Origin of the sequence: Pandoraea pneumonica (assembly GCF_902459645.1) — a bacterium.
GTDB classification, from domain to species: Bacteria; Pseudomonadota; Gammaproteobacteria; order Burkholderiales; family Burkholderiaceae; genus Pandoraea; species Pandoraea pneumonica.
Map to the genome: position 1 here is coordinate 1,041,782 of NZ_CABPSK010000001.1, position 21,710 is coordinate 1,063,491.

The following is a 21,710-nucleotide window of genomic DNA, read 5'->3' on the forward strand; positions in this document are numbered from 1 at the left end:
CCATGCCCTCCCCGCGCCGTTTTTCACGCAACTTGCCGCGCCTGACGTTCGCTTGCCTGGCCAGTCTGGTGTTGCTCAGCGCTTGCGCGGTCGGCCCGGACTATCAACGCCCGGCCGTCGCCATGCCGACGCAGTTCACCGAGCTGGAGGGCTGGACGCAAGCCAAGCCGGATGCCGAAGGCCCCAAGGGCGAATGGTGGAAAGGGTTTCACGATCCGCTGCTCGACGAGTTGATGCCGCAAGTGGAGGTCTCGAACCAGACCGTTCGACAGAGCTACGCCAACTATCAGCAAGCGCTGGCGGAAGTGCGCGTCGCGCGTGCGGGGCTGTTCCCGTCGGTCGGCATCGACGGCTCGGCAACACGCTCGCGCGGCAGCGGTAGCGGTGCCAGCACCAACGCGGCGTTGGCTTCGCGCGGCGCGACGATCGTCAATGCGGCCTCCGCCGAAGGCACGGTCAGTTGGGCGCCAGACATCTGGGGCCAAGTGCGCCGCACCATCGAACAAAGCAGCACCACCGCGCAAGCCAGTGCTGCCACGCTCGCCAACGCGACGCTCTCGGAGCAGATTGCCCTGGCGAATGCGGTCATCGACTTGCGTATCACCGACGCGAACATCGCGCTGCTCAAGCAGACGGTCGACGCCTATACCGAGTCTCTGCGCGTGGTGGCGGATCAAGACCGCGCCGGAACCGTTCCGCCATCCGACGTCATCACGGCGCGCACGCAGTTGGAGAATGCCCGCTCGAGCCTGATTGCGCTCGGCGTATCGCGCGCGCAGTACGCGCATGCCATTGCCGTGCTGGTCGGGCGCAATCCGGAATCGCTGACCATTGCCCCCAACAACGCCCTGCCGACACTGCCCGACGTCCCTATCGGCTTGCCGTCCACGCTGTTACAGCGCCGGCCGGACATTGCCGTCGCCGAGCGGCAGATGGCGGCCCAGAACGCGGCCATCGGCATTGCCGTGGCGGCCTACTACCCGAACATCACGTTGTCGCTGTCCGACGGCTTCTCCGCCGCGCCGGTGGCCGGGCTGTTCAAGATTGCGAACTATGTGTGGTCGTTGGGGGCCAGTGCTAGCGAGACGATCTTCGACGCCGGCCAGCGCAGCGCCAAGGTGGATGCGGCGAAAGCGGGCTACGACGCTGCCGTGGCCAACTATCGCGGCACGGTATTGAGCGCATTGCAGGGTGTGGAGAACGATCTGGCGTCGCTGCGCATTCTGGAGCAGCAGTCGCAAGTGCTCGACTCGGCGGTGAAGGACGCCGCCGATGGCGCCCGTATCGCGCTCAACGAATATCAGGCGGGTACGGTCGACTACACCACCGTGGTGACGGCGACGACTACGCAACTCAACACGCAGCAGAGTGCGCTAAACGTGCACGAATCTCGCCTGCTGGCGGCGACGGCGCTCATCGGCGATCTTGGCGGCGGCTGGTCGGACACCCAGCTCTCGGACAACGACGCGCCGAAGAAGTAGGCTATACGGCCTCGCGCGCCAAGCGCTCACGCAACCAGCGCAGGAAATTGTCGAAGTCCGGCGGCGGTACGCCATCGCCGGGCAGTGCCATCAAGCCGAACGGCAGTTCCAAGAACCCCCATGGGGCGATCAACTGCCCTTCGCTGAGTTCTTTTCGCACCAGACGTTGCTCGACGAGCGCGACACCCAGCCCCGAGAGCGCGGCCTCGATGCAAAGATGCGTATGCGGAAACGCGATCTCCCCACCCGTGCCAATCCTCTCTTTCGACTGACCATCCCAATACGTCCACGCACTCGACGTGAAGTCGTGCGTAATGCGGGTGCCGGACGCCGCACGGCTCGCATAGCCGGGCGCGCACACCGGCCCGAAGGCCACAGGCGCCAGCCGGATCGCGCGCTGGCGATCGGCTTCGGGGTACGACGTGAGATCCCAGGCGATCACCAAGTCGGCCCCTTCGCTGCGAATGCCGCGCGCGGAGGTCATGGACAAGCGAATGCCGATGTCGGGGTACTGACGATAAAAATCGGCCAGATTCGGCACCAGCCAGCGCATCGCGAACGTTGCGCTGCAAGCCACGTGCAATCCGGCGCGCTGCACCTGCGTGCGAATCCGGGTGTAGCCCTGTTCCAACTGGTCGAAAACCGAGGTGACGAGCGCGTAGAGACCATGCCCATGGGCGTTGAGCTTCAAGCCAGTGCCGTCCTTATCGAACAAGGGGGCACCGACGTGCTCCTGAAGCAGCTTGAGTTGACGGCTGATCGCCCCGTGCGTTCGGAACAACTCCTCTGCGGCCTTGGTGACCGACTGGTGCCGGGCCGTGGCCTCGAACGCGCGAAGCAGCGATAACGGGGGTAGATCCCGCATGACAACTTCCTTCGTTAAATAAACTAACGGATATGACGAAAAAACTCGATTTTCGAAGTGTATCTCACGCCCTATCCTTTCTCGTCATGTACTGTTTAACAACACCGGAAGGGGTAGCGTGAATGGATAAGCGATTTAACGATGGAAGTGCTGGCGATGCCAACTACGGCACGATCGGCATGGGTTACACCAACTACCGGCAACCCGAGCCGCATATCGAGGCGTTTATCCGGCAGGCCTTGGGCGACGCGCGGACCGTGCTGAACGTTGGCGCGGGGGCTGGCTCGTACGAGCCTGTCGACCGTGAAGTCGTCGCCGTGGAGCCATCCGAGTCGATGCGCGCGCAACGCCCGGCGCACTTGCCCGTCGCCATCGATGGCGTGGCGCAGCGCCTGCCATTTGCCGACGCGACCTTCGACGCCAGCATGGCGACGTTCACCGTGCATCAATGGCCCGATCTCGCTGCCGGATTGCGCGAAATGCGACGCGTGACGCGCGGCCCGGTGCTGATTCTGACCTGCGCCCCCACTCGCCTGCATCTTTCGTGGCTGGCCGACTATGCGCCGGACATGATCGCCGTCGAAGCCCGCCGTTATCCCACCATCGCCGCCATCGAGGAAGGATTGGGTGGGCGCGTGGACGTGCAGCCCGTGGAAATTCCACTAATGTGTACGGACGGCTTCAGCGAAGCGTATTACGGACGCCCGGAGCGGCTGCTCGAACCGGGTGCGCGCCGCGCCAATTCAGCGTGGAGTTTTGTCGAACCCGGCGTGGAAGCGAAGTTCGTCGAACGCCTGAGGCGCGATATCGAGAACGGCCTGTGGGACAAGAAGTACGGGGCGCTGCGCACACAGCCATTCTTCGACGGCTCACTGCGCTTGATCGTCGGCCATCCGTAATTACCCTTTCCTAGTAGACCGAACTTCGCTTATGCTTCGCGGGAGTCACCCTCGTCTCGCCGATCCCTGCGGTATGTCGTGACCCGGTCACGGCAGCCGCCGTACCGAGGTCTCCTGATGCAACGCGACGACAACGCCCCCCCGCAGCATCCCTGGCACACGCTTTCGGTCGAACAAACGCAACTCGAACTTCAGACCGGCCCCGACGGGCTGGCCAACACCGAAGCCCAATCACGTCTTGAACGCTACGGCCCGAACCGGCTGACAGAACCCGCCCGGCGCGGGCCGCTCATGCGGCTGCTCCACCAGTTCCACAACATCCTGCTCTACGCCATGATGGGCGCCGCCGTCATCACGGCGATACTCGGCCATTGGCTCGATACGGCCGTTCTGTTGGCCGCCGTGATCGTCAACGCCCTCATCGGCTTCGTGCAGGAAGGCAAAGCGGAATCGGCGCTCGCCGCCATTCGCGGCATGCTCGCACCGCACGCCACCGTCATGCGTGGCGGCCAACGCAGCGAGATCGACGCCACCACGCTCGTGCCCGGCGACATCGTCGTGCTGGCCTCGGGCGACCGCGTGCCCGCCGACCTGCGACTGATCGCCTCGCGCGAACTGCGTGTCGACGAAGCGGCCTTGACCGGTGAATCGGAGCCAGTGCAGAAGGAACTCGGCACGGTCGCGGAAGACGCCGCCCTCGGCGACCGCTGGTGTCTGGCCTTCGCGGGAACGGTTGTGGTCTACGGCCAAGCGACCGGCATCGTCGTCGCTACCGGCGCGCACACCGAGCTTGGTCGCATCAACCACCTGCTCACCGATGTCGACAGCAGCACTACGCCGCTATTACGCCAGATCGACCGGTTCGGCCACGGGCTTGCCGCCGCCATTGCCGTCGTCGCCGTGCTCACCTTCTTGCTCGGCTGGCTTTGGCGCGGGGAACCGGCGGGCGAAATGTTCATGGTGGTGGTGGCGCTGGTGGCCTCGGCCATTCCCGAAGGGCTGCCCGCCATCATGACGGTCATCCTCGCGCGCGGTGTGCAACGCATGGCCCGCGAGAAAGCGATCGTGCGGCGTTTGCCCGCGGTCGAAACGCTGGGTTCGGTCACCGTCATCTGCTCGGACAAGACCGGCACGCTCACGCGCAACGAAATGACCGTGCAACGCGTGGTGACGGCAGGCCTCGTCTACGACGTGAGCGGTGCGGGCTACGTGCCGACGGGCGAATTCCGGCTGAACGGGACGGCGGTCGATTTCGCGCAACACCCCGAACTGCTGCTGACGGCCCGTGCCGGTGAGCTTTGCAACGATGCCCGCCTGCTGCAAGACGATGAAGGCCACTGGCGCGTCGAAGGCGACCCCACCGAAGGCGCGCTGTTGGTGCTGGGCAGTAAGGCCGGGCTCTCTCGCGAGACGCTGCAAACCGAATGGCCGCGCCGCGACACCCTTCCGTTCGAGTCGCAGCATCGCTTCATGGCGACGTATCACACCGACCGGGACGGCAGCCCGTGGATCTTCGTCAAAGGCGCGCCGGAGCGCATCTTCGACATGTGCCGCGACCAAATCCGCACACCGGGCAGCGAACCCGTCGGGCCGGTCGATCTCGATTACTGGCGGCGCATGGTGACCGACACGGCGGCGCAAGGCTTGCGCGTACTGGGCATCGCGTACAAACGCGCGGCGCCTGCTGGGGATCGCATCGAATTTAGCGATGCCGAGAGCGGTTTCACCTTGCTGGCGCTGGTGGGCATCATCGATCCGCCGCGCCCTGAAGCCATTGCCGCTGTCGCCGAATGCCATCGCGCCGGCATCCGCGTGAAGATGATTACGGGCGATCATGCCGAAACCGCCAAGGCCATCGGCGCGCAACTCGACATCGGCGTGGGCAAGCCCGCGGTGACCGGCGCCGAAGTGGCGCTCATGGACGACGCAGAACTGCGCCGCGTGGCGTTGGAGATCGATGTTTTTGCTCGCGCCAGCCCCGAACACAAACTCCGCCTGGTGCAAGCCTTGCAGGACGACGGTCAGGTGGTCGCCATGACCGGCGACGGCGTGAACGATGCGCCCGCGCTCAAGCGGGCCGACGTGGGCGTGGCCATGGGCTTCAAAGGCACCGAAGCCGCCAAGGAAGCAGCGGACATCGTGCTCACCGACGACAACTTCGCGAGCATCGCCAAGGCCGTGCGGCAAGGGCGTGGTGTCTACGACAACCTCAAGAAATTCATCTTGTTCATGCTGCCGACCAACGGCGGCGAAGCGCTCGTGGTCATTGCCGGGGTCATGCTATCGCTTGGCGTGGTGCCGCTCACCCCGGCACAGGTCTTGTGGATCAATATGGTGACGTCCAGCACGCTCGGTATCGCATTGGCCTTCGAGCGAGCCGAGCCGGGCATTATGGAGCGCGCGCCACGACCACCCGGCACGTCGCTGCTGTCGTGGTTCTTCATCTGGCGCGTCACGCTCGTCTCGGTGCTCATGATGATCGGCACCTTCGGCCTGTTCTATATAGAGTGGCGCAACGGCGCGAGCATCGAGTCGGCCCGGACCATGGCCGTCAATGCCCTGGTGGTCGCCGAAATGTTCTACCTCCTCAACAGCCGTTCGATTTTCCGCAGTGCGCTCACCGCGACGGGACTGTTCGGCAATCGTGTTGCGCTAATTACCATCGCCGCGTGCATCGCTTTGCAGATGATCTTCACTTACACGCCGTTCATGCAGAATACGTTCGGCTCTGCACCGCTTAACGGGCGCGAATGGCTGGAAGTCATCGGGGCCGGACTGCTGGTATTCTTCGGGGCCGAACTTGAGAAATGGGTCGTACGCCGCGCCGGCTGGGCCGAGCGGCTAGCAAGACAGTAAGGTTTCCGATCAGCAAAACATGGTGCAACTGCAATCCCACGCCGGCGACGCGCTCGCCGGCCATCACATTGCGTGGTACGTCTACGTGCTGCGCACCCTCCTCGCCCTGATCGTGCTGGGCGCCTGCGCCTGGGGCGCCATGGCACTGGCCTATCAATGCCCCGGCCCGGCCGTCGTGCGCTACGCCGTCATCGCCCTGTGGGTCGTGCTTGGCGTCGCGGCGATCGTCGCGCTGTTACGCGTGCGCGCCGGTGCACTCGGTGCGCCCGGTGCGACATTACGCGGTTGGCCGCTCGCGTTCTTGATTGCCGCCGTACTGCTCATCGCTTGGTGGCAAACGCTACGGCCGTCCAACGACCGCGATTGGGCCCCCGATGTCGCCCAGTTGCTCGATCCGCATTGGAATGGCTCGCAGGTGACGCTTGGCAACGTGCGCGATTTCGAATGGCGCACCGAAACCGACTTCACGCCGCGCTGGGAGACGCGCCATTACGATCTCGACAAACTCGTGAGCGCCGATCTCGCGCTGTCGTATTGGATGGGCCCCGCCATCGCCCATACGCTGGTGTCGTTCGGGTTCTCGGACGGCCAGCGCGTCGTGTTTTCCATCGAGATTCGCAAAAAGCGCGGACAGTCTTTCTCGGCCGTCGGTGGCTTCTTCAAGGATTTCGAAGCCACGCTGGTGGCCGCCGACGAGCGCGATATCCTTCGCGTGCGCAGCAACGTGCGGGGCGAGGATGTGCATCTGTATCGGCTAAACATCCCCGCCGAGCAACTGCGCAAGGTGTTCATCGGTTATCTGGAACGCGCCCGCGACCTGCAACGCACCCCCGAGTGGTACAACACGCTCACCAGTAACTGCACGACCATCGTGTTCGAACTGGCGCGCATCATCGCGCCCGGACTGCCGCTCGACTATCGCTTGCTACTCTCCGGCTACTTCGCCGAATACGCTTACGACCAGGGCGGCCTCACGCCCGGATTTACTTACGAACAGTTGCAAACGCGCGGCGATTTCGTCAAACGAGCACTGGCCGCGGGCGATTCGCCCGACTTCTCGACACTGATCCGCCAGGGCGTACCCGGCGACGATCCTAAGGTGACACCGTGATCGTTGCTGTGCATTCCCCGTCTATTTCCGCGACACCGGCACCGGCTGCCGCCGCCCGAACCCTTTGGCAACGCCTGCTGCCGCTAGCCACATTGGTGGCGAGTGCCGTGTGGCTCAGCGGCTGCGCCATGGTGGAAGTGCGCTCGCTCGGCCCAGATCAGTACATCGCGATGAAGCGCGGTGACATTTTGTCGACCGGCAAGCTCAGCGCGTCGACGGACGAGACGATTCGTGTGGCCGGTCTGGATGAGACGATTTGCGCCAAGCCGTCGCTCGATTGCATCGATGCGCTCGGACGGGCCAAGGAAATCGATATCGACCGGCGTCTAGCGGCCATGGCCGAGATGTCGATGCAGTTGGCGATCGCGCAAACCCCCACGGGCGACACGCTCTGGAACGACTCACAGTTCGATTTGTGGCTGCGCACGGCGCGCTACGCCTATGCCTACCTGTTTTATGGCGACCGGCCGTCCAGCGAGCGCGCCTTCGAAGACCGTCAGACGCAGGTGCGCGACTACTACAACTACGCGGTGCAGATGTTCTCGGTGGCGCTTTTCCGGCGTGTGCAACGCACCGGCAGCGACAAGATCGCGGGCTGGACGCTGCCGGTCGACGCCAGCAGCGTACGCTTTGCCGATAACCGCACCCAGCCCCGCGAAGTGCTGCCCGCATCGACGCTGCGCTTCGCGGGCCTGCGCAGTCCGTACCGTCGCGACGGCTTCGGCGCGGAACTGGTGGCCGTGCTCGACGAAAAGTCGGCGGCAGACGCCGTCGTTGCCGCTCGCCGCACCCCGGCACCGCGTGGCGACGCCTCGACCGGCCCCGACAACGACGGTGTTTATTCGCCCAACCCCAGTGACGACCGGACATCCGGCAGCCGCGTGCGCACGAACCGTGAGAGTCAAGCCTCGCGAGACTTCCATCGTGCGACCGATCCGAACACCGGCCCGCAGTTCAGCGAAATGTCTTCGCCGTCGCTGACGCTGTTGCTGCGTTTCGACGGCATCACGCTCGATGAGATTCTGTCCACGCACGTCGCCACGCTCGTCGTGTACGACCCTTACCGTCAGGCATCGGTCGAATTGCATGGCCAAACCGTGCCGCTGGCGGGCAATTTCACGGCGGGCTACGGCTTGTGGCTCGCGCGCTCAGGCTTCGCCGAACAATCGCTGCGCACGCTGTTCGGCCGCGATCGCGGCATCGACCGGCCACATATCTATTTGATGCAGCCGTTCGACCCGAGCCGCCGGGTCATCTTGATGCTGCACGGGCTGGCCAGCAGTCCGGAAGCGTGGGTGAATCTGGCCAATGAAATTCAGGGCGATGCGACGCTGCGCGAGCGCTTCCAGATCTGGCAGGTGTACTACCCCACCAACGCGCCGCTGCTCGTGAACGCGATGGCGATTCGCAACGCGTTCGATGCGACGCTCAAGCACTTCGATCCGGATGGCCTATCGGCCGCTTCGCACGATGCCGTCGTGATCGGGCACAGCATGGGCGGCGTGATCGCCCGGTTGATGGTGTCGAGCGCCAACGATGAACTGTGGAACGCGTTTCAGGACGACTACCACCTCGATGGCGACCAGTTGGAGCGCGCCCGCAACCGGCTCGATCCGCTGTTTCACTTCGGGCCGGTGCCGCAGTTCGAGCGGGCGATCTTCATTGCCGCCCCGCATCGCGGCACGCCGTTCGCGCGTAACCGGATTGGGCGCTGGATATCCAACCTCATCAAGCTGCCCGTCACGCTGCTCTCGGGCATCGACGACGTGCTGCACTATGCGACGGGTTCGGAAGACAACCCGTCCGAGGGCAAGACGCGCTACGTGCCCAACAGCATCGACCAGTTGCGCGACAACGACCCGTATGTGGTGGCAGCCGCTGGACTCAAGATTTCACCGCAAGTGCAATACCATTCGATCATTGCGCGACGCGACGCCAAAGGGCCGCTCAACGAGTCGAGCGACGGCGTGGTGCCGTATTCGAGTGCGCATCTGGATGGGGCCGCCTCCGAGCGCGTGATCGTCTCGGGCCATAGCGTGCAGGAGACGCCGCAGGCGATTCTGGAAATTCGGCGCATCCTGCACGAGGATGTCGACGAACTCGATCCGGTGAAATCGCTCAAGGGAGTGCGGGCGTTTCAAACCATCAACCCGCCGCCGCTGCTTGCGCCGGCGCTCCCCGGTGCCCCGGCCAAGGCCGTCGCGCCGGGCGCAGCCACTGCCCCAGCGCAGTGACCGCATGTCAGCACGGTGCCGCTCAGGACACCGCGTTCACCTGAATGTGATACACGCCCCACGGGCACAGCGTGAATTGTTCCTTGAGCGGCTTGCCAGCCAATGCAGGAATGGCGGCCGGATCGTAGACCGCCCACAACGGCCCGAGGCCGCCCAGCGCGAGCGGCTTGTCGTCCATATGCGTGGCGAGCAGGAATTGATAGTCGCGCAGTTGCCCGAGTGTCGTGGCGATGACGTAGCCGTCGAGTGCGCGCAACAAAATCTGTGTGGCGGGGTTCGACGGCATGACGGTTTGCGCAGGCATGCGCGCGAGCGTGCCGAAATCAAATGTGTACGCCGCCTCGAACTGCACCAACTGCTTATGAAAAAGCTGATCGAGCGCCGGATCGACCGGGCCACGGTTGTAGCGCGCGATAGAACCACTCACGGTAATAAGCGGCGTGGTGCCGGATGCCGGGGCGGATACCTGGGGTGCTGCCAGCACTGGGGCCGAGACGCCAAGCGCAACGGCGCTGGTCAGGAATTCACGTTTCTTCATACGAGGTCGTGACGAAAGATGAGCAGGCGATAAACCGAGGGGGCGCAAGGCAAACCGGAGACGTCCGCCCGCTCCCCCTCTTGATGGAGTCGCACGAGGTTAGCACGCAAAGTCATGCGACCCCGTGCAACTTCACGCTAGTCCAGACGCATCAGTTCCGTGACATCGACGTCGGCCACTTGGAACGCCACTTTTCCGTCGCGACGGGTCTGGGCACCGTAGGCGTGCACGGCTTGCCCGCCATTGAGAAGATACGAACTCACGATCCGCTCGAAGGCAAGTCGGTTGTGTGCGGTCATCACACCGACCTCGGGATCGTAAAGCATGAAAGTCGTCGTCCCCGGCGAGGACTGTCTCGCGCCAAACAGGACGGCGTGATTGACCGTCTGCGCGACGAGGAAGGCGTCTTCCCTGCGAGACGGCCTGAGCTGGTCGATGATTTCCCCAACGCTGAGCAAATCGGGCCGGACCGAGATGACGGCGTCGATGCTGTCGCGAAGCTGCTTCAAATCCGCCCTCACCGCTTTGTGCCCCTCACCAGCGATTTGCCTGTCGCGCGCGATAGCCTCGAAACTGCCAGGCTCGACGTTCTCCTTCACAAAGAAGGCGTCGGGCAGCTTTCCATCGACCAACGCGCGCGCGGCAACCAAGCACAACGTGGTTGGCCCTCTGCCCGCTAGCTTGCTCATCTCTCTACGACTATTCCAGGAAACGGCACGAAACGAGTCGAGTCCGGGCTGACTTTGCAGTCGTTGCGACAGACGGATGAATTTCTCCAAAGGCTCGCGGGCTTCTAAGGCTTGAACGCCTTCCCACAAATCGCCCAGTTCATCGGGCGACACGCCCTCGTTAAACCCTTTCAAGAAGGCGAGACGATAGGACGTCAACGTCGCATTGCGCGGCAGCGGGCGCGAAGCATCGTATCGATTACCGAACGAAAAAGCCTCGGCCACGCTGTCGTCGGCGTTGAACCGCAGTTGCCTTGCCAATCTGTCGCAGGCACGCGCCAAGTGGAAATTGGTGCGATCGTCGACGTTAGGCAAAATCGCTTCGGCGTCGGCAAAGGGAATCACCTCCCAAGCGGTCGAGTTCGGCCGTTGTGCAACGCGCGGGCCGTCACGGCTCACCTCTTTGTCCATACACAGGCGCCAACCCTGCATTTCATCGTCGAACATGACTTGCAGGTAGTGCCCGTCCTGCCCTTCAGCGAGCCATCGCCCTTGCGAAAGATATAGGCCGGGCATGACGGTGTTCTTCGGCACCATGCCCATAAACGGCTCGACGCCGTCCATCTGGTCCGCCAACGTCGGTAGTCCCAAGACCGGGCCGGGGTAACTCAACGCCACATCCGATGAGAGCGGTATACGCATGCTGTTGTGACGATCGAAAGCGCCCGGGGCAATCGGCAGACCGCTGTCAAGGCTGCGCACGATCGGCTCCGCGCGTGCAAACAACGCCTCCGCGATCCTTGGGCCATAAGCCGCATCCATAGAGGATCGGGAATTCAATGCCGCTCGGTCGAACAACGCGGTTTGCACCGCCGCCATTTCTCCGAGACGCGACGCGACATTTTTTGCCATTTCTGCGGGGTAGTAGAAGTACTTCATGATGGTGGCATCACGGTCTTGTTCCCACTCCTTATAGGGCCAATCGTCGAATCGGGTGAGCAAGAGCGCTTGTGCACGGTCCCATAGCTCAGTAAATGGTCCGGCGCCGCGCGCGAATGCTCGCGTGTTAATGCTGAACTCTCCCAGCGGTCGGCCACGAGCCATGGAGGCCATCGGCACGCCGTCAAAACGCTCTGACTCAGCGCTGTAGAACCGTTGTGTCAACGCGTCCCTTTTGTTCACATCGCCGGATGCCTCTTGGTACCAAGCCCTCAATGCGGCTTCGTCTCTGAATTCGCGAAACTTCGTGACGGGGTCCAGCGCATCGTAGGTCACGATAAGCGCGTTGGCATCATCGGCACGGCGGATGGTCATGATCGTCGATTGGAAAGTGCCGGTGTCCAGCCAACCAACTTCGGCCCCGTTGGAAGGCCACGCATCCACGTCCATACCGGAAAGCTCGATGCCGTCTGAGGACGTCTCGCCACCGACGGACAACAGCACCATATTTTTGGCGAGAAGGCTGAGGTCCCCCGAGTTTGCGGCTTCATACGCCGAGACAACGAATCCGCCCTTGAGCGCGCGAATCGAAGTCAGTTCATGTTGCCCCCAATCTAAGATGCGCTCCCGTCGATCGCCTATCGACCATTGGTCTTTTCCTTGCGGCGCGTGGCCCGCCAACGCCGACTCGGTCCGCATGTCGGCCAGCTCGCGCAGCTTCCGGGCACCGCTGCGACCGATGCGAATTTCTGACGATCCGGGCGGCAGACCCACCGTTGGGCTGATCGTCGAGAGGGGCGGCGGCGCGTACCTTGCCACCCGGCCGCCTTCCTCAAGCGTCTGTCCGCTAAGCCATGCCCGCCGCGCCGATGGCGCAATACCCTCGGCTTCGAATTTGCTGCGCGTCATTTGGTACCGGTGCGTGGGCACCATGATCGTCGCCGCAGCACGGGTCATGTCCTGGAAGATGTGCCCCTCGCTTGGCGCCAACGCCAGCGAAATGGTGACGCCTTCCCGGCCAAGATCAATGTCCGGAAACGCTTGCGCCAAGCGGATACGCATCGCACGCGCAATGTCGTTACCCTGCAAGAAGTCGGTTTCGGTACCGGCAGAGTGCCGATACGCGTAGAGCGCCCCTTCGATGTCTTCAAGACGGTATTCGCTAAATGGCTCAGGCGCGCCAACGGCATACATCACAGCGCCTTCATCGTCCTCTGGCGGAGATTCGGGTGTTGCACGCGAGGCCACCATTAGGCCGGGCATCATGCGCTCGCGCGAGCTCACGTCCCCCTCTTTCCCCGGTACGGTAACCAGAGCACGAACGAGATACGCGCGCGAGCCGCGCATCACATCGTCGCCTTTGAGACGCGCCGCGCCTGTCGGAACTCGGCAAACCGCCTTCAATGTCAGCGCCCCCGCCTCGCTCAGCCGCCCGGCGGCATATTCGCTGTCGACGCGTTGCAAGGCGGCCTGTGCATACAACCGCCCATAGGTCGCCATCTGACGGCCGTCGGTATTGAGGAGTTCTTGTTGGCAACTTATTTCTCCCTTCTCTGCGATGTGCCGATAGAGTTCGGCGACGCAGTCACCGGCGAGATTGCCGAAGCTGAAATAGGCGCCATTCTCAAGGCGGCTTTCCAAAGGCTTCGATGACGCGGAACGTTCGTGCTTCAGGTGGTAGGTGAGATCGAGCTTCTCGTCGTCAAACACCTGATCCCCTTTGAGACGACGCAATATCATCTCGTCCAGCGCGCCTGACAGGTCACCCGACGGCGACCGTGCCAATACGATGATGTCGCTCAGCCGGACATTCGTATTCAGACCGAGCTGCTCGAGAATCGTTGGGCGCGTACGCTCAAGGAAATCAAATACAACCTGGTCGTGCGTTTTGATATTGGCGAAGTGGGTGCCAAGCAGGCTCTCATCGATTTCCGGCGCGAGTTGTTTCGCGACAGCGGCATCTAGCTTCTCGTGAAATGTCTTTGACGCTTCGGCGCTTGCCGACAGACGTGCGGGGTGATCTGGCGCGATTTGCGCGGCCCCCGCTGACGGAAACCGAAGCGGATCGTTCGGCTGCCAGCTTGCAAGATAATCCGTCAATTGCGAAAGATAGCCGTCTGACGGAATTTCCACGCCTGCCGGAGTGATCGACTGCGCTGCCGTGGCTTGCGCGTCGAACCCAAGTGACGCGGGTGGCCCGGATTGCGTCAGTCCCGAGCTGGCGTAGAGCGCGAGCAGCATCCGTTGCATCGGTGTTTCCGCACACGACTGGCTGGCCTTTGATTCTGCCGCCGCCCGCGCGTGCTTTTCGTAATCGACGCCATGCCGGTAATCCACGCCGGAGCCCGCCCAGCGGAACTGCTGCAATTTGTCATTCAGCGTGAGCCAGGCGCCGGTCAGCAGTGCCCCCAACCCCGTCACCACCGGCCGCACCCAGCCGTTCGTTTCCTCGTCGTGGAACGCTTCTTCGATGCTGGGGCCGAATACACCGTGATAGTTAGTCCATCCCTCATCCTCGGCGTGACTATCGAAATCCTCCGCCCAGCAATGCTCGCCTATGTCGGCAAATAGCGCCGCTAGCCACTGTATCTCCGGATCGATTTCCGACTGCACGTCATCACGTCGCAATGTCGCCAGCATGAAGCGCACCGTGCGCTGCGAGACCCCTTTGCGCTGGGCGAGTTCAAGCACGGCGTTCTCCACCATGCCCTCAAAACGCTTGAGCTCGTGCTCGCACAGCACCGCCTGCGTAACAGCCTGGTCGTGATGGGCTGGCGTAAATCGATGTTCCATCGTTGATGCCGTGATGACGATCTGCCTCATCAGCTCATGCATCGTCTCGATGTATCTGCGCGGCAGGTCGGCGGATTTACTGCCTTCCTCGGTGTGAATCGCCCGCACGGAATCCGTCGACGCCGGGTTGCCCGCTTGTGCACCGTCTGCGTGCGTCGACGCTTCAGTGTTAGGTGCATTCACGGTCTGTTGTGCCGCCAACAGATTGTTGACAGACGACGGCCCCGCACTATGAATCTGCCCGATCATGTCGATCTCCTTGAGACTTGGAAAATTAACGTTGCCGCCAAAGTCCCGGAGAATCGCCTTGATGGCGTCCAACCCGTGTTCGCTCTCCTCCACCTGTGGACTCTCGACAACACGCCGATCCTGCGCGTGCCGCCGACTTGCCACTTACACGATTCGCCAACTCACGACCTTCGCCGCAACGACACCCGGTTTTTCCGGTCCGGCCCATTCACATTGAATGGCACGGTCCCAAAGGCCAAGCGCCATCTCCCGAAATGGCTAAGCGCCACCTGACGTGGCTAGTCCCGACGCATCAGTGCCGCCACATTGACGTCGGCGACCTGGAACACCACGTCTGCGTCCCGACGGGTATGGGCGCCGTAGGCGTGCACGGCTAGCCCGCTATCGAGAAGATGCGAAGTCACAATCCGCTCGAAGGCGAGCCGGTTGCGTGCTCTCATCACGCCGACTTCGGGATCGTAGAACACGAAAAATTGCGCCCTCGGACCGAGCCGTATCGCACCGAACAGGATGGCGTGATTGGCCGTCTGCGCCACGATGAAGCGTTTTCCCCCGCGAGACGGCCTTAGCTGATCGATGATTTCCCCGACGCCGATCATCTCGGGGCGGCTATCGATGATGCTGTCGATGTTGTCGTGAAGCCGCTTTACATCCGCCCTCACGGCTTTGTACCCCGCACCAGCGACTTGATTGTCTTGCGCGACGGCGTCAAAACTTCCGGGCACGACGCCTTGCTTCACGAAGAAGGCATCGGGCAACTTCCCCTCGACCAACGCGCGCGCGGCACACAAGCACATCGTGGTAGGCCCTCGGCCCTCTAGCTTGTCCATCTCCCTTCGGCTATTCATCGACACGGCACGAAAGAGGTCGAGCCCAGGCTGACTTTGCAGACGTTGCGTCAGACGGATGAACTTTTCGAAGGGCTCGCGGGCTTCTAAGGTTTGAATGCCCTCCCACAGATCGCCCAGCTCCTTGGGCCTGGCGCCCTCGATAGACCGTTTCAAGAAGGCGAGACGATAGGACGTCAGTGTCGAATTGCGCGGCAGCGGGCGCGCGCCATCGTATCGATCGCCGTGCGAAAACGCGTCGGCTACGCTTGCATCAGCATTGAACCGCAGTTGCCTCGCCGCCCTATCGCAGGCCCGCGCCAAATGAAAATTGGCCCGATCATCGACATCAGGCCAATCTGCTTCGCCCTCGGCAAACGGAATCACTTCCCAGATGGTCGAGTTTGGGCGTTGTACAACACGCGGACCGTCATGGCTCGCATCCCCGTCCATGCACAGGCGCCACCCGCGCATGTCATCGTCGTACACGACTTGCAGGTAAGACTCGTCATGCCCTTCGGCAAGCAGTTTTCCCTCCGAAAAATGCAAGCCGGGCATGATGTTGAACTGCGGCACCATGCCGTACGCGTCTGCATCGATGCCGTCTGCCTGCGCCAACAACGTCTGCCGCCCCATCACCGGACCGGGATAATTCACCGCGATATCCCACGTGAGCGGAATACGCATACTGTTGTGGCGATCGAAAGCGCGCGGCATCACCGGATTGCCGCTATCAAGGCTGCTCACGCTCGGCTCAGCGCGTGCGAGCAACACGTGTGCCATCCGAGGGCCGTAAGCGGCTTCCATGTAGCGTCGGGAATTCAACTCCGGCCTGTCGAACAACGACGATTGCACCGACGCCATTTCACCGAGACGCGACGCGACATTGCTTGCCATTTCAGCAGGGTCGCGGAAGAACGTCAGCAGTGTTGCCTCGGGGTTCTTCTCCCAAGCCTCAAAGGGCCAATCGCCGAATTCGGTGAGCAAGAGCAATTTCGCACGGTCCCACAACTCGGCAAACGGGCCAGAACCGCGTGGGCCTGCACCGCGAGCGGAAGCCCGAGTGTAGGGGCCGATGAACTCCCCCAGCGCCCGGCTGCCGACCTTCGAGGGATTCGGGATGCCGTAATCAAGCTCCGCCTCATCGCTGTAAAACCGTTGCGTCAAGGCATCGCGCTTACTCTCGTCGTCGTACACCCCTTGGTACCAAGCGCTCAATGCGGCTTCATCGCTGAATTCGCGAAACTGCGTGACAGGGTCCAGCGCATCGTAGGTAACGGCAAACCAATCGGCATGATCGGGCCGGTGGATGATCATGATCGTCGATTGGAAGACTCCGACGTCCAACCAGTCGACGTCGACCCCGTCTGAAGGCCATTCATCCGCGTCCAAGCCGGAAAGCTCGATGTAATCCGCGGCCGTCTCGCCACCCACGGACAACAGCACCATATTCTTGGCGGCCAGCCCGAGGGCTCCCGTGCGTGAGGCTTCATGCGCCGAGATGACGAATCCCCCCTTGAGCGACTTAATCAACGTCTGTCGATGGCGCTCCCACTCAAAGAGGCGTTCCCGTTGCTCGTATATCGACCACTTGCCGATTCCTTTCGGCACATGGCCCACCAGCGCCGACGTGGTCTGCATGTTGGTCAACTCGCGCAACCGCTGGGCACCGCTATGGCCGATGCTCGTCGACGGCCAGCGAAGCGACGCGGCACCATCCATCGCCCCGGCGGGGTCGAGCATCGACAGGCTCGGCCGCGGGTACCTTGCGACCTGACCATCTTCCTCGAGCGTCTGTCCACTCAGCCATGTCTTGCGCGCCAATGGCGCCATGCCCTCGGTCTCGAATTTTTTAGCCTTGATGGAGAGCCAGTGCGTGGGAGACCGCATGTTCGCCGCAGCGCGGATCATTTCCTCGAAGATGTGCGCCTCGTTCCTCACCAACGTCAGCGAAAGGGTCACGCCTTCTTTGCCGAAGTCCACGCCCGCAAATGTTTGCTCCAAGCGGATACGCATCGCACGTGCAATGTCGCTTCCCTGCAAGAAGTCGGTTTCGGCACCGGCAGAGTGCCGATACGAGGAGAGCGTGGTTTCGATGTCCTCGAGACGGTGCTCGCTAAATGGCTCAGGGGCGCCAACGACAAAGATCACTGCGCCTGCGTCGCCCTTTCGTGCATCGGCAGTCGTGGCACGCGAGGCCACCATCAGGCCGGGTATGGTCCGTTGACGCGAGCGCGGCGGCCCGCCGTCCTTTCTCGCTGTGGTCACCAGGGCATGAACGAGATACGCGTGCGAGCCGCGCATCACATCGTCGCCGTTGAGACGTTCCGTTCCTATCGGGACTTGGCACACGGCCTTCAATGTCAGCGCCCCCGCCTCGCTCAGCCGCCCGGCAGCGTATTCGTTGTCGACGCGTTGCAGCGCAGCCTGAGCGTACAACCGCCCATAGGTCGCCATCAGACTCACGTCGGAATCGAGGAGCCTGAGTCTGCATTGAGATTCCGCCAGCATGGCGTTGTGCGGCCCGGCCATGGTGTCGGCAGCGAGATTCCCTAAGCTGAAAGCGGCGCGATCCGGGTCATCGGTAAGGCGGTGCTCCAACGTCTTGGATGACGTGGGGGCTTCGTGCTTCAGGTGATAGGTGAGATTGAGCTTGTAGTCGTCGAAGACCGGATGCCCTTTGATATGGCGCAAGACCATGTCATCCAACGGGCCAGACAGATCGCCGGACGGCGACCGTGCCAGCAAGACGATGTCGCTCAGCAGCACACTCGGCGGCAGACCGAGCTGCGTCAGTACTGTTGGACGCTGAAGTTCCAGGGAATCGTGGATGGACTGGTTGTACGTCTTGATATTGCCGAAGTCGGGGCCCAGCAAGCTTTCGTCGAGCTCCGGCGCGAGTTGCTTCGCGACAGCGGCATCTAGCTTCTGATGGAATTTCTCTGACGCATCGGCGCTTGCCGACAGAGGTGCGGCGTGATCTGGAGCGGCGGATGGGTAGGCAAATCGGCTTGCATCGAAAGCATTGGGAAATCTCGACTTGATTGACGCAGCGCCCGCCGACGGAAACCGGAGCGGATCGCTCGGCTGCCAGCTTGCAAGAAATTCCGTCAATTGCGAAAGATAGCCGCCTGACGGTATCTCCTGGCCTGGTGGCGCGGACGGCTGTGCTGCCGTGGTTTGCGCAGCTAACCCAAGCAGCGCGGGTGGCCCAGCTTGTGTCAGCGTTGACGAAGCGCACAGTGCGAGCAACGCCCGCTGCGCTGGCGTTTTCGCACAAAACTGGTTGGCCTTCGATTCGCTTGCCGCCCTCGCATGCTTTTCGTAATCAACGCCACGCCGGTAATCCACGCCGGAGCCCGCCCAGCGGAACTGCTGCAACTTGTCATAAAGCACGAGCCAAGCGCCGGTAAGTAGCGCGCTCAGGCCCATCAAGGCAGGCCGCACGCTGAAACCCGGTTCCTCGTCGGCCTCACCCGCGAATGCCTCCTCGATGTTGGGGCCGAATACATCTCCGCCATAGTCCGACCATGCGCGACTCTCAGGCCGTCGCCACCCTTCGCGCGCTATTGCCGCCGCCCAACGACGCTCACCCACTGCCGCAAAACCGTCTGCCACCCACCGTATTTCCGGAGAAATTCGCGACTGCACGTCGTCGTCGCGCAACGTCTTCAACAGGTAGAGCATCGTCTGCTCCGGAACACCGTACTGCTCGATAAGCGTATTGACGGCGTTCTCGACAATGCGCTCAAGCGACGCGCAATCATTCGCCGGCGCTTGTGCAGCCGTCGTCAGCCGCTCGCGCCTCTCGGGCAGAAAAATCTCATCCATGCGCAATGCTGTCCCGATGATCTGGGAGAACAACTCGCCCATCGCCGCTTCGTAATAGCCCGGCAGCCCCGCATCGTCGGCTGCCGCCTGCGCTTCACTTACGTTCGCGGATTCTGTCGCTGTGGCTTGCGTCCACACACCGCCGTGCCCCGCACCTTGCACATGACCCAACATGCCAACCTCCTGAAGACTTGAATAGGCAACGTTGCCGCCGAAGTCCCCCGAAGTGACGAAAGGTCATTCAAACCATGGGCTTTCCCGCGTCGGACTCCCGGCAACACGCCGATCCTCCGCACCCCACCACTACGCAACTTTCACGATTCGCCGACACGCGTGGCTCGCCACGAGAGCCCTCGGCTTTTCCGGCTCGGCCTAGTCGCGCGCTATGACAAGCGCCCAAAGACACAACGCCATTTCCCGAACTCCGGCTTGCGTGGCCATGCGTGAAGACCGGGCCGGTCATCGTCGGCCCGGTCACGTACTGACGGTTTATTTCGCTGGCGATGCCGCCTTTTGGAACGTGAACTGCACACGCCCGTCACGAATCGGCAGGATATCGGGCCGGTCTTCGCCGACTTCGGCGTCGAGCCGTTCGTTGAGACGCGCATTCATTGCCATCAGCAACTCGCCATTGCCACGGGCATCGAGCGCGAGATTGCGCGACTCGGTCGGGTCGGCGTGCAGGTCGTACAGCTCGACATCGTTGTTCGCGAACAGCGCTTCGAGCGACGTCGGCCGGTTGAACTGCGTCGGCGAGAAGTAGCGCGAGAACCGGTAGCGCCCATCGAACACGCTGCGAATCATGCCGCGGTGTCGGAAGTCCGGCTGCCGCGCCATCACCCGCCGATGAATCTCCTCGATCGGGACGCCCTTCTCGCGCAACGTGGCGTACTCCTGCGCGAGCCATTCGCTGTCGTAGAACAGCAGCATCGCGTAGTTGAACAAGGCTGCCGAGCGCACGGCATCCACCCCCTGCTTCTCCGGTGCCCGCAGCAACGGCGTCAGGTTGTGACCGTGCGCCGCCTCGCCCGCGATGCGTGCGATGCCAGCCGCGTCCAACCCCGTCAGACCGAGCAGCGTGGGCGTGATATCGACGTGCGAGCTCAACGCGGCACACTGCTTGCCGCCGGGATACGCCGGATGGCGAATCACCAACGGCACATTGTTTTGCTCGCGATAGGTCGTCGGCCCTTTGCCAACAAGCTTGTGCGCACCGACGTGATCGCCGTGATCGGCACTCATCACCACGATGGTGTTCTTGTCGATGCCCAGTTCGCGCAGCGTATCGAGCAACGTCACCACGTGCGTGTCGCAATCGCGGATGCAGTTGAAGTAATAGTCTTGATAGACGCGCAGCCGGGCGTCGTCGATTGGATAGTCGCCCACCAGCACGCCTTCTGCCGCGTTGTACACGCCATGTGCGGCGGGGCGTCCCGGCGCGTCGTAGGCCTGTTTGCGCGTGGCGGCGAGCGGCACGTCCCAATGGGCGTCGTACAGCGCGTCGCGCGGCGGGCGCGCGTTGCCGAGGGTGGGCGGCTTGGCGTTTTGCTGGTTCACACCGACCGGGTCAGTGTTCAGGAACATCGCGTCATGCGGATTGACGAGATTCACCGCCATGAACCAAGGCTTGTTCTCGCTGCCAAGTTGCGCCCCCCGCCCCCGCAGCCACGAGACAGCCGACGAGGTCGTGAGGCCATCGTACGTGTAGCCGCCGCGCACCCGGCCAATCAGATCGCCCACGCCGAAGTAATCGTCGAACCCGTACGACTTGATGAGTTCGTTGTACTCCTGCGTCGGCGTGTCGTAAGGCGTGTGATTGTGGTGCAGCTTGCCGCTCAAGTGCCACTTGCCCAGATAGGCCGCGTAATAGCCCGCGTCTCGCATCATGTCGCCGATGGTGCGGATGTCGGGCGACATATCGGGCTGCCACGGAATGCCGCAGTTATCGAACACGCGAGTGTGCTGAATGTGCTGCCCCGTGTAGACCGTCGAGCGCGACGGCGAGCAGACACACGAGGCAATCTGGTGATTGACGAACGTCACGCCTTCGCGGCGCAGGCGTTCGCGCCCCGGTACGGGGAACGGCCACTTGTCGAAGTGCCGCTCCTGATCCGTGAGGATAAAGAGGATGTTGTAACCCTTGGGCGGTGCTGGCGGTGCCTCGGCGGGCATCACGTAGCCGTCGTCCGGCGACGCCGTGCCGCGCGGTGCGGCGGCGGACGCCGCCACGGCCGACGAGGCCAGTCCGGCGGACGCGACAGCCGCGCCGGCTTGCTTCAGAAAGTGGCGGCGAGAAGGTTTTGCAGTGCTGGCGGGAGTCCCGGCATTCAATTCATCGTTCTTGTCGATTGTCATTTGATGTCACGCATCGGGCGGTAACGGAATCCCATTATTTGACAAGATTCAGCACCCATCGATG

General features: G+C 62.7%; 10 protein-coding genes. 5 read left to right on the top strand and 5 right to left on the bottom strand.

The window, feature by feature from the left end; translation table 11 throughout:
• Positions 1-2 precede the first annotated feature (2 nt).
• A complete protein-coding gene (locus tag PPN31114_RS04595) occupies positions 3-1,481 on the top strand; it encodes an efflux transporter outer membrane subunit (RefSeq protein WP_150679154.1) in 1,479 nt (492 codons plus the stop codon).
• A 1-nt stretch (position 1,482) separates the two neighbouring features.
• Here the strand turns inward: PPN31114_RS04595 and PPN31114_RS04600 are convergent, their stop codons facing one another.
• Positions 1,483-2,346: a LysR substrate-binding domain-containing protein gene (locus PPN31114_RS04600; protein WP_150678279.1), complete on the bottom strand. Its 864-nt coding sequence runs from the start codon at positions 2,344-2,346 to the stop codon at positions 1,483-1,485.
• A 122-nt stretch (positions 2,347-2,468) separates the two neighbouring features.
• Here PPN31114_RS04600 and PPN31114_RS04605 point away from each other — a divergent pair, with 122 nt between their 5' ends.
• The 4 genes from PPN31114_RS04605 to PPN31114_RS04620 all read left to right on the top strand — a co-directional run bounded on the left by PPN31114_RS04605 (position 2,469) and on the right by PPN31114_RS04620 (position 9,446).
• Positions 2,469-3,245, top strand: a complete 777-nt coding sequence (locus tag PPN31114_RS04605) for a class I SAM-dependent methyltransferase (protein WP_150678280.1) — start codon at positions 2,469-2,471, stop codon at positions 3,243-3,245.
• 117 nt (positions 3,246-3,362) lie between these two features.
• Complete coding sequence (locus tag PPN31114_RS04610; protein WP_150678281.1) at positions 3,363-6,101, top strand: cation-transporting P-type ATPase; 2,739 nt, start codon at positions 3,363-3,365, stop codon at positions 6,099-6,101.
• 19 nt (positions 6,102-6,120) lie between these two features.
• Entirely contained in the window at positions 6,121-7,212 is a 1,092-nt protein-coding gene (locus tag PPN31114_RS04615; RefSeq protein ID WP_150678282.1) for an Lnb N-terminal periplasmic domain-containing protein, read from the top strand.
• Between the two features lie 8 nt (positions 7,213-7,220).
• Complete coding sequence (locus PPN31114_RS04620) at positions 7,221-9,446, top strand: esterase/lipase family protein (RefSeq protein ID WP_246182396.1); 2,226 nt, start codon at positions 7,221-7,223, stop codon at positions 9,444-9,446.
• A 22-nt stretch (positions 9,447-9,468) separates the two neighbouring features.
• On the opposite strand, the gene PPN31114_RS04625 is transcribed toward PPN31114_RS04620, so the two are convergent.
• From PPN31114_RS04625 to PPN31114_RS04640, 4 genes are all read right to left on the bottom strand, one after another.
• Positions 9,469-9,984 (bottom strand): molybdopterin-dependent oxidoreductase, encoded by a 516-nt coding sequence (locus PPN31114_RS04625; RefSeq protein ID WP_150678283.1) that lies wholly within the window; start codon positions 9,982-9,984, stop codon positions 9,469-9,471.
• A gap of 137 nt (positions 9,985-10,121) precedes the next feature.
• The gene (locus PPN31114_RS04630; protein ID WP_150678284.1) at positions 10,122-14,705 is read right to left on the bottom strand and encodes a dermonecrotic toxin domain-containing protein; all 4,584 of its coding nucleotides are present in this window, start codon (positions 14,703-14,705) and stop codon (positions 10,122-10,124) included.
• A gap of 206 nt (positions 14,706-14,911) precedes the next feature.
• Positions 14,912-19,429, bottom strand: coding sequence for a dermonecrotic toxin domain-containing protein (locus PPN31114_RS04635; protein ID WP_150678285.1), 4,518 nt, complete (start codon positions 19,427-19,429; stop codon positions 14,912-14,914).
• A 351-nt stretch (positions 19,430-19,780) separates the two neighbouring features.
• Positions 19,781-21,646 carry a sulfatase family protein gene (locus PPN31114_RS04640; protein WP_150678286.1) on the bottom strand — a complete coding sequence of 622 codons (1,866 nt, stop codon included), beginning with the start codon at positions 21,644-21,646 and terminating at the stop codon, positions 19,781-19,783.
• Positions 21,647-21,710: the final 64 nt, after the last annotated feature.

What these genes read in the sequence shown, in the direction of transcription:
- PPN31114_RS04595 (WP_150679154.1), top strand. Translation starts at nt 3, where the DNA reads ATGCCCTCCCCGCGCCGTTTTTCACGCAACTTGCCGCGCCTGACGTTC.
- PPN31114_RS04600 (WP_150678279.1), bottom strand. Translation starts at nt 2,346, where the DNA reads ATGCGGGATCTACCCCCGTTATCGCTGCTTCGCGCGTTCGAGGCCACG.
- PPN31114_RS04605 (WP_150678280.1), top strand. Translation starts at nt 2,469, where the DNA reads ATGGATAAGCGATTTAACGATGGAAGTGCTGGCGATGCCAACTACGGC.
- PPN31114_RS04610 (WP_150678281.1), top strand. Translation starts at nt 3,363, where the DNA reads ATGCAACGCGACGACAACGCCCCCCCGCAGCATCCCTGGCACACGCTT.
- PPN31114_RS04615 (WP_150678282.1), top strand. Translation starts at nt 6,121, where the DNA reads ATGGTGCAACTGCAATCCCACGCCGGCGACGCGCTCGCCGGCCATCAC.
- PPN31114_RS04625 (WP_150678283.1), bottom strand. Translation starts at nt 9,984, where the DNA reads ATGAAGAAACGTGAATTCCTGACCAGCGCCGTTGCGCTTGGCGTCTCG.
- PPN31114_RS04640 (WP_150678286.1), bottom strand. Translation starts at nt 21,646, where the DNA reads ATGACAATCGACAAGAACGATGAATTGAATGCCGGGACTCCCGCCAGC.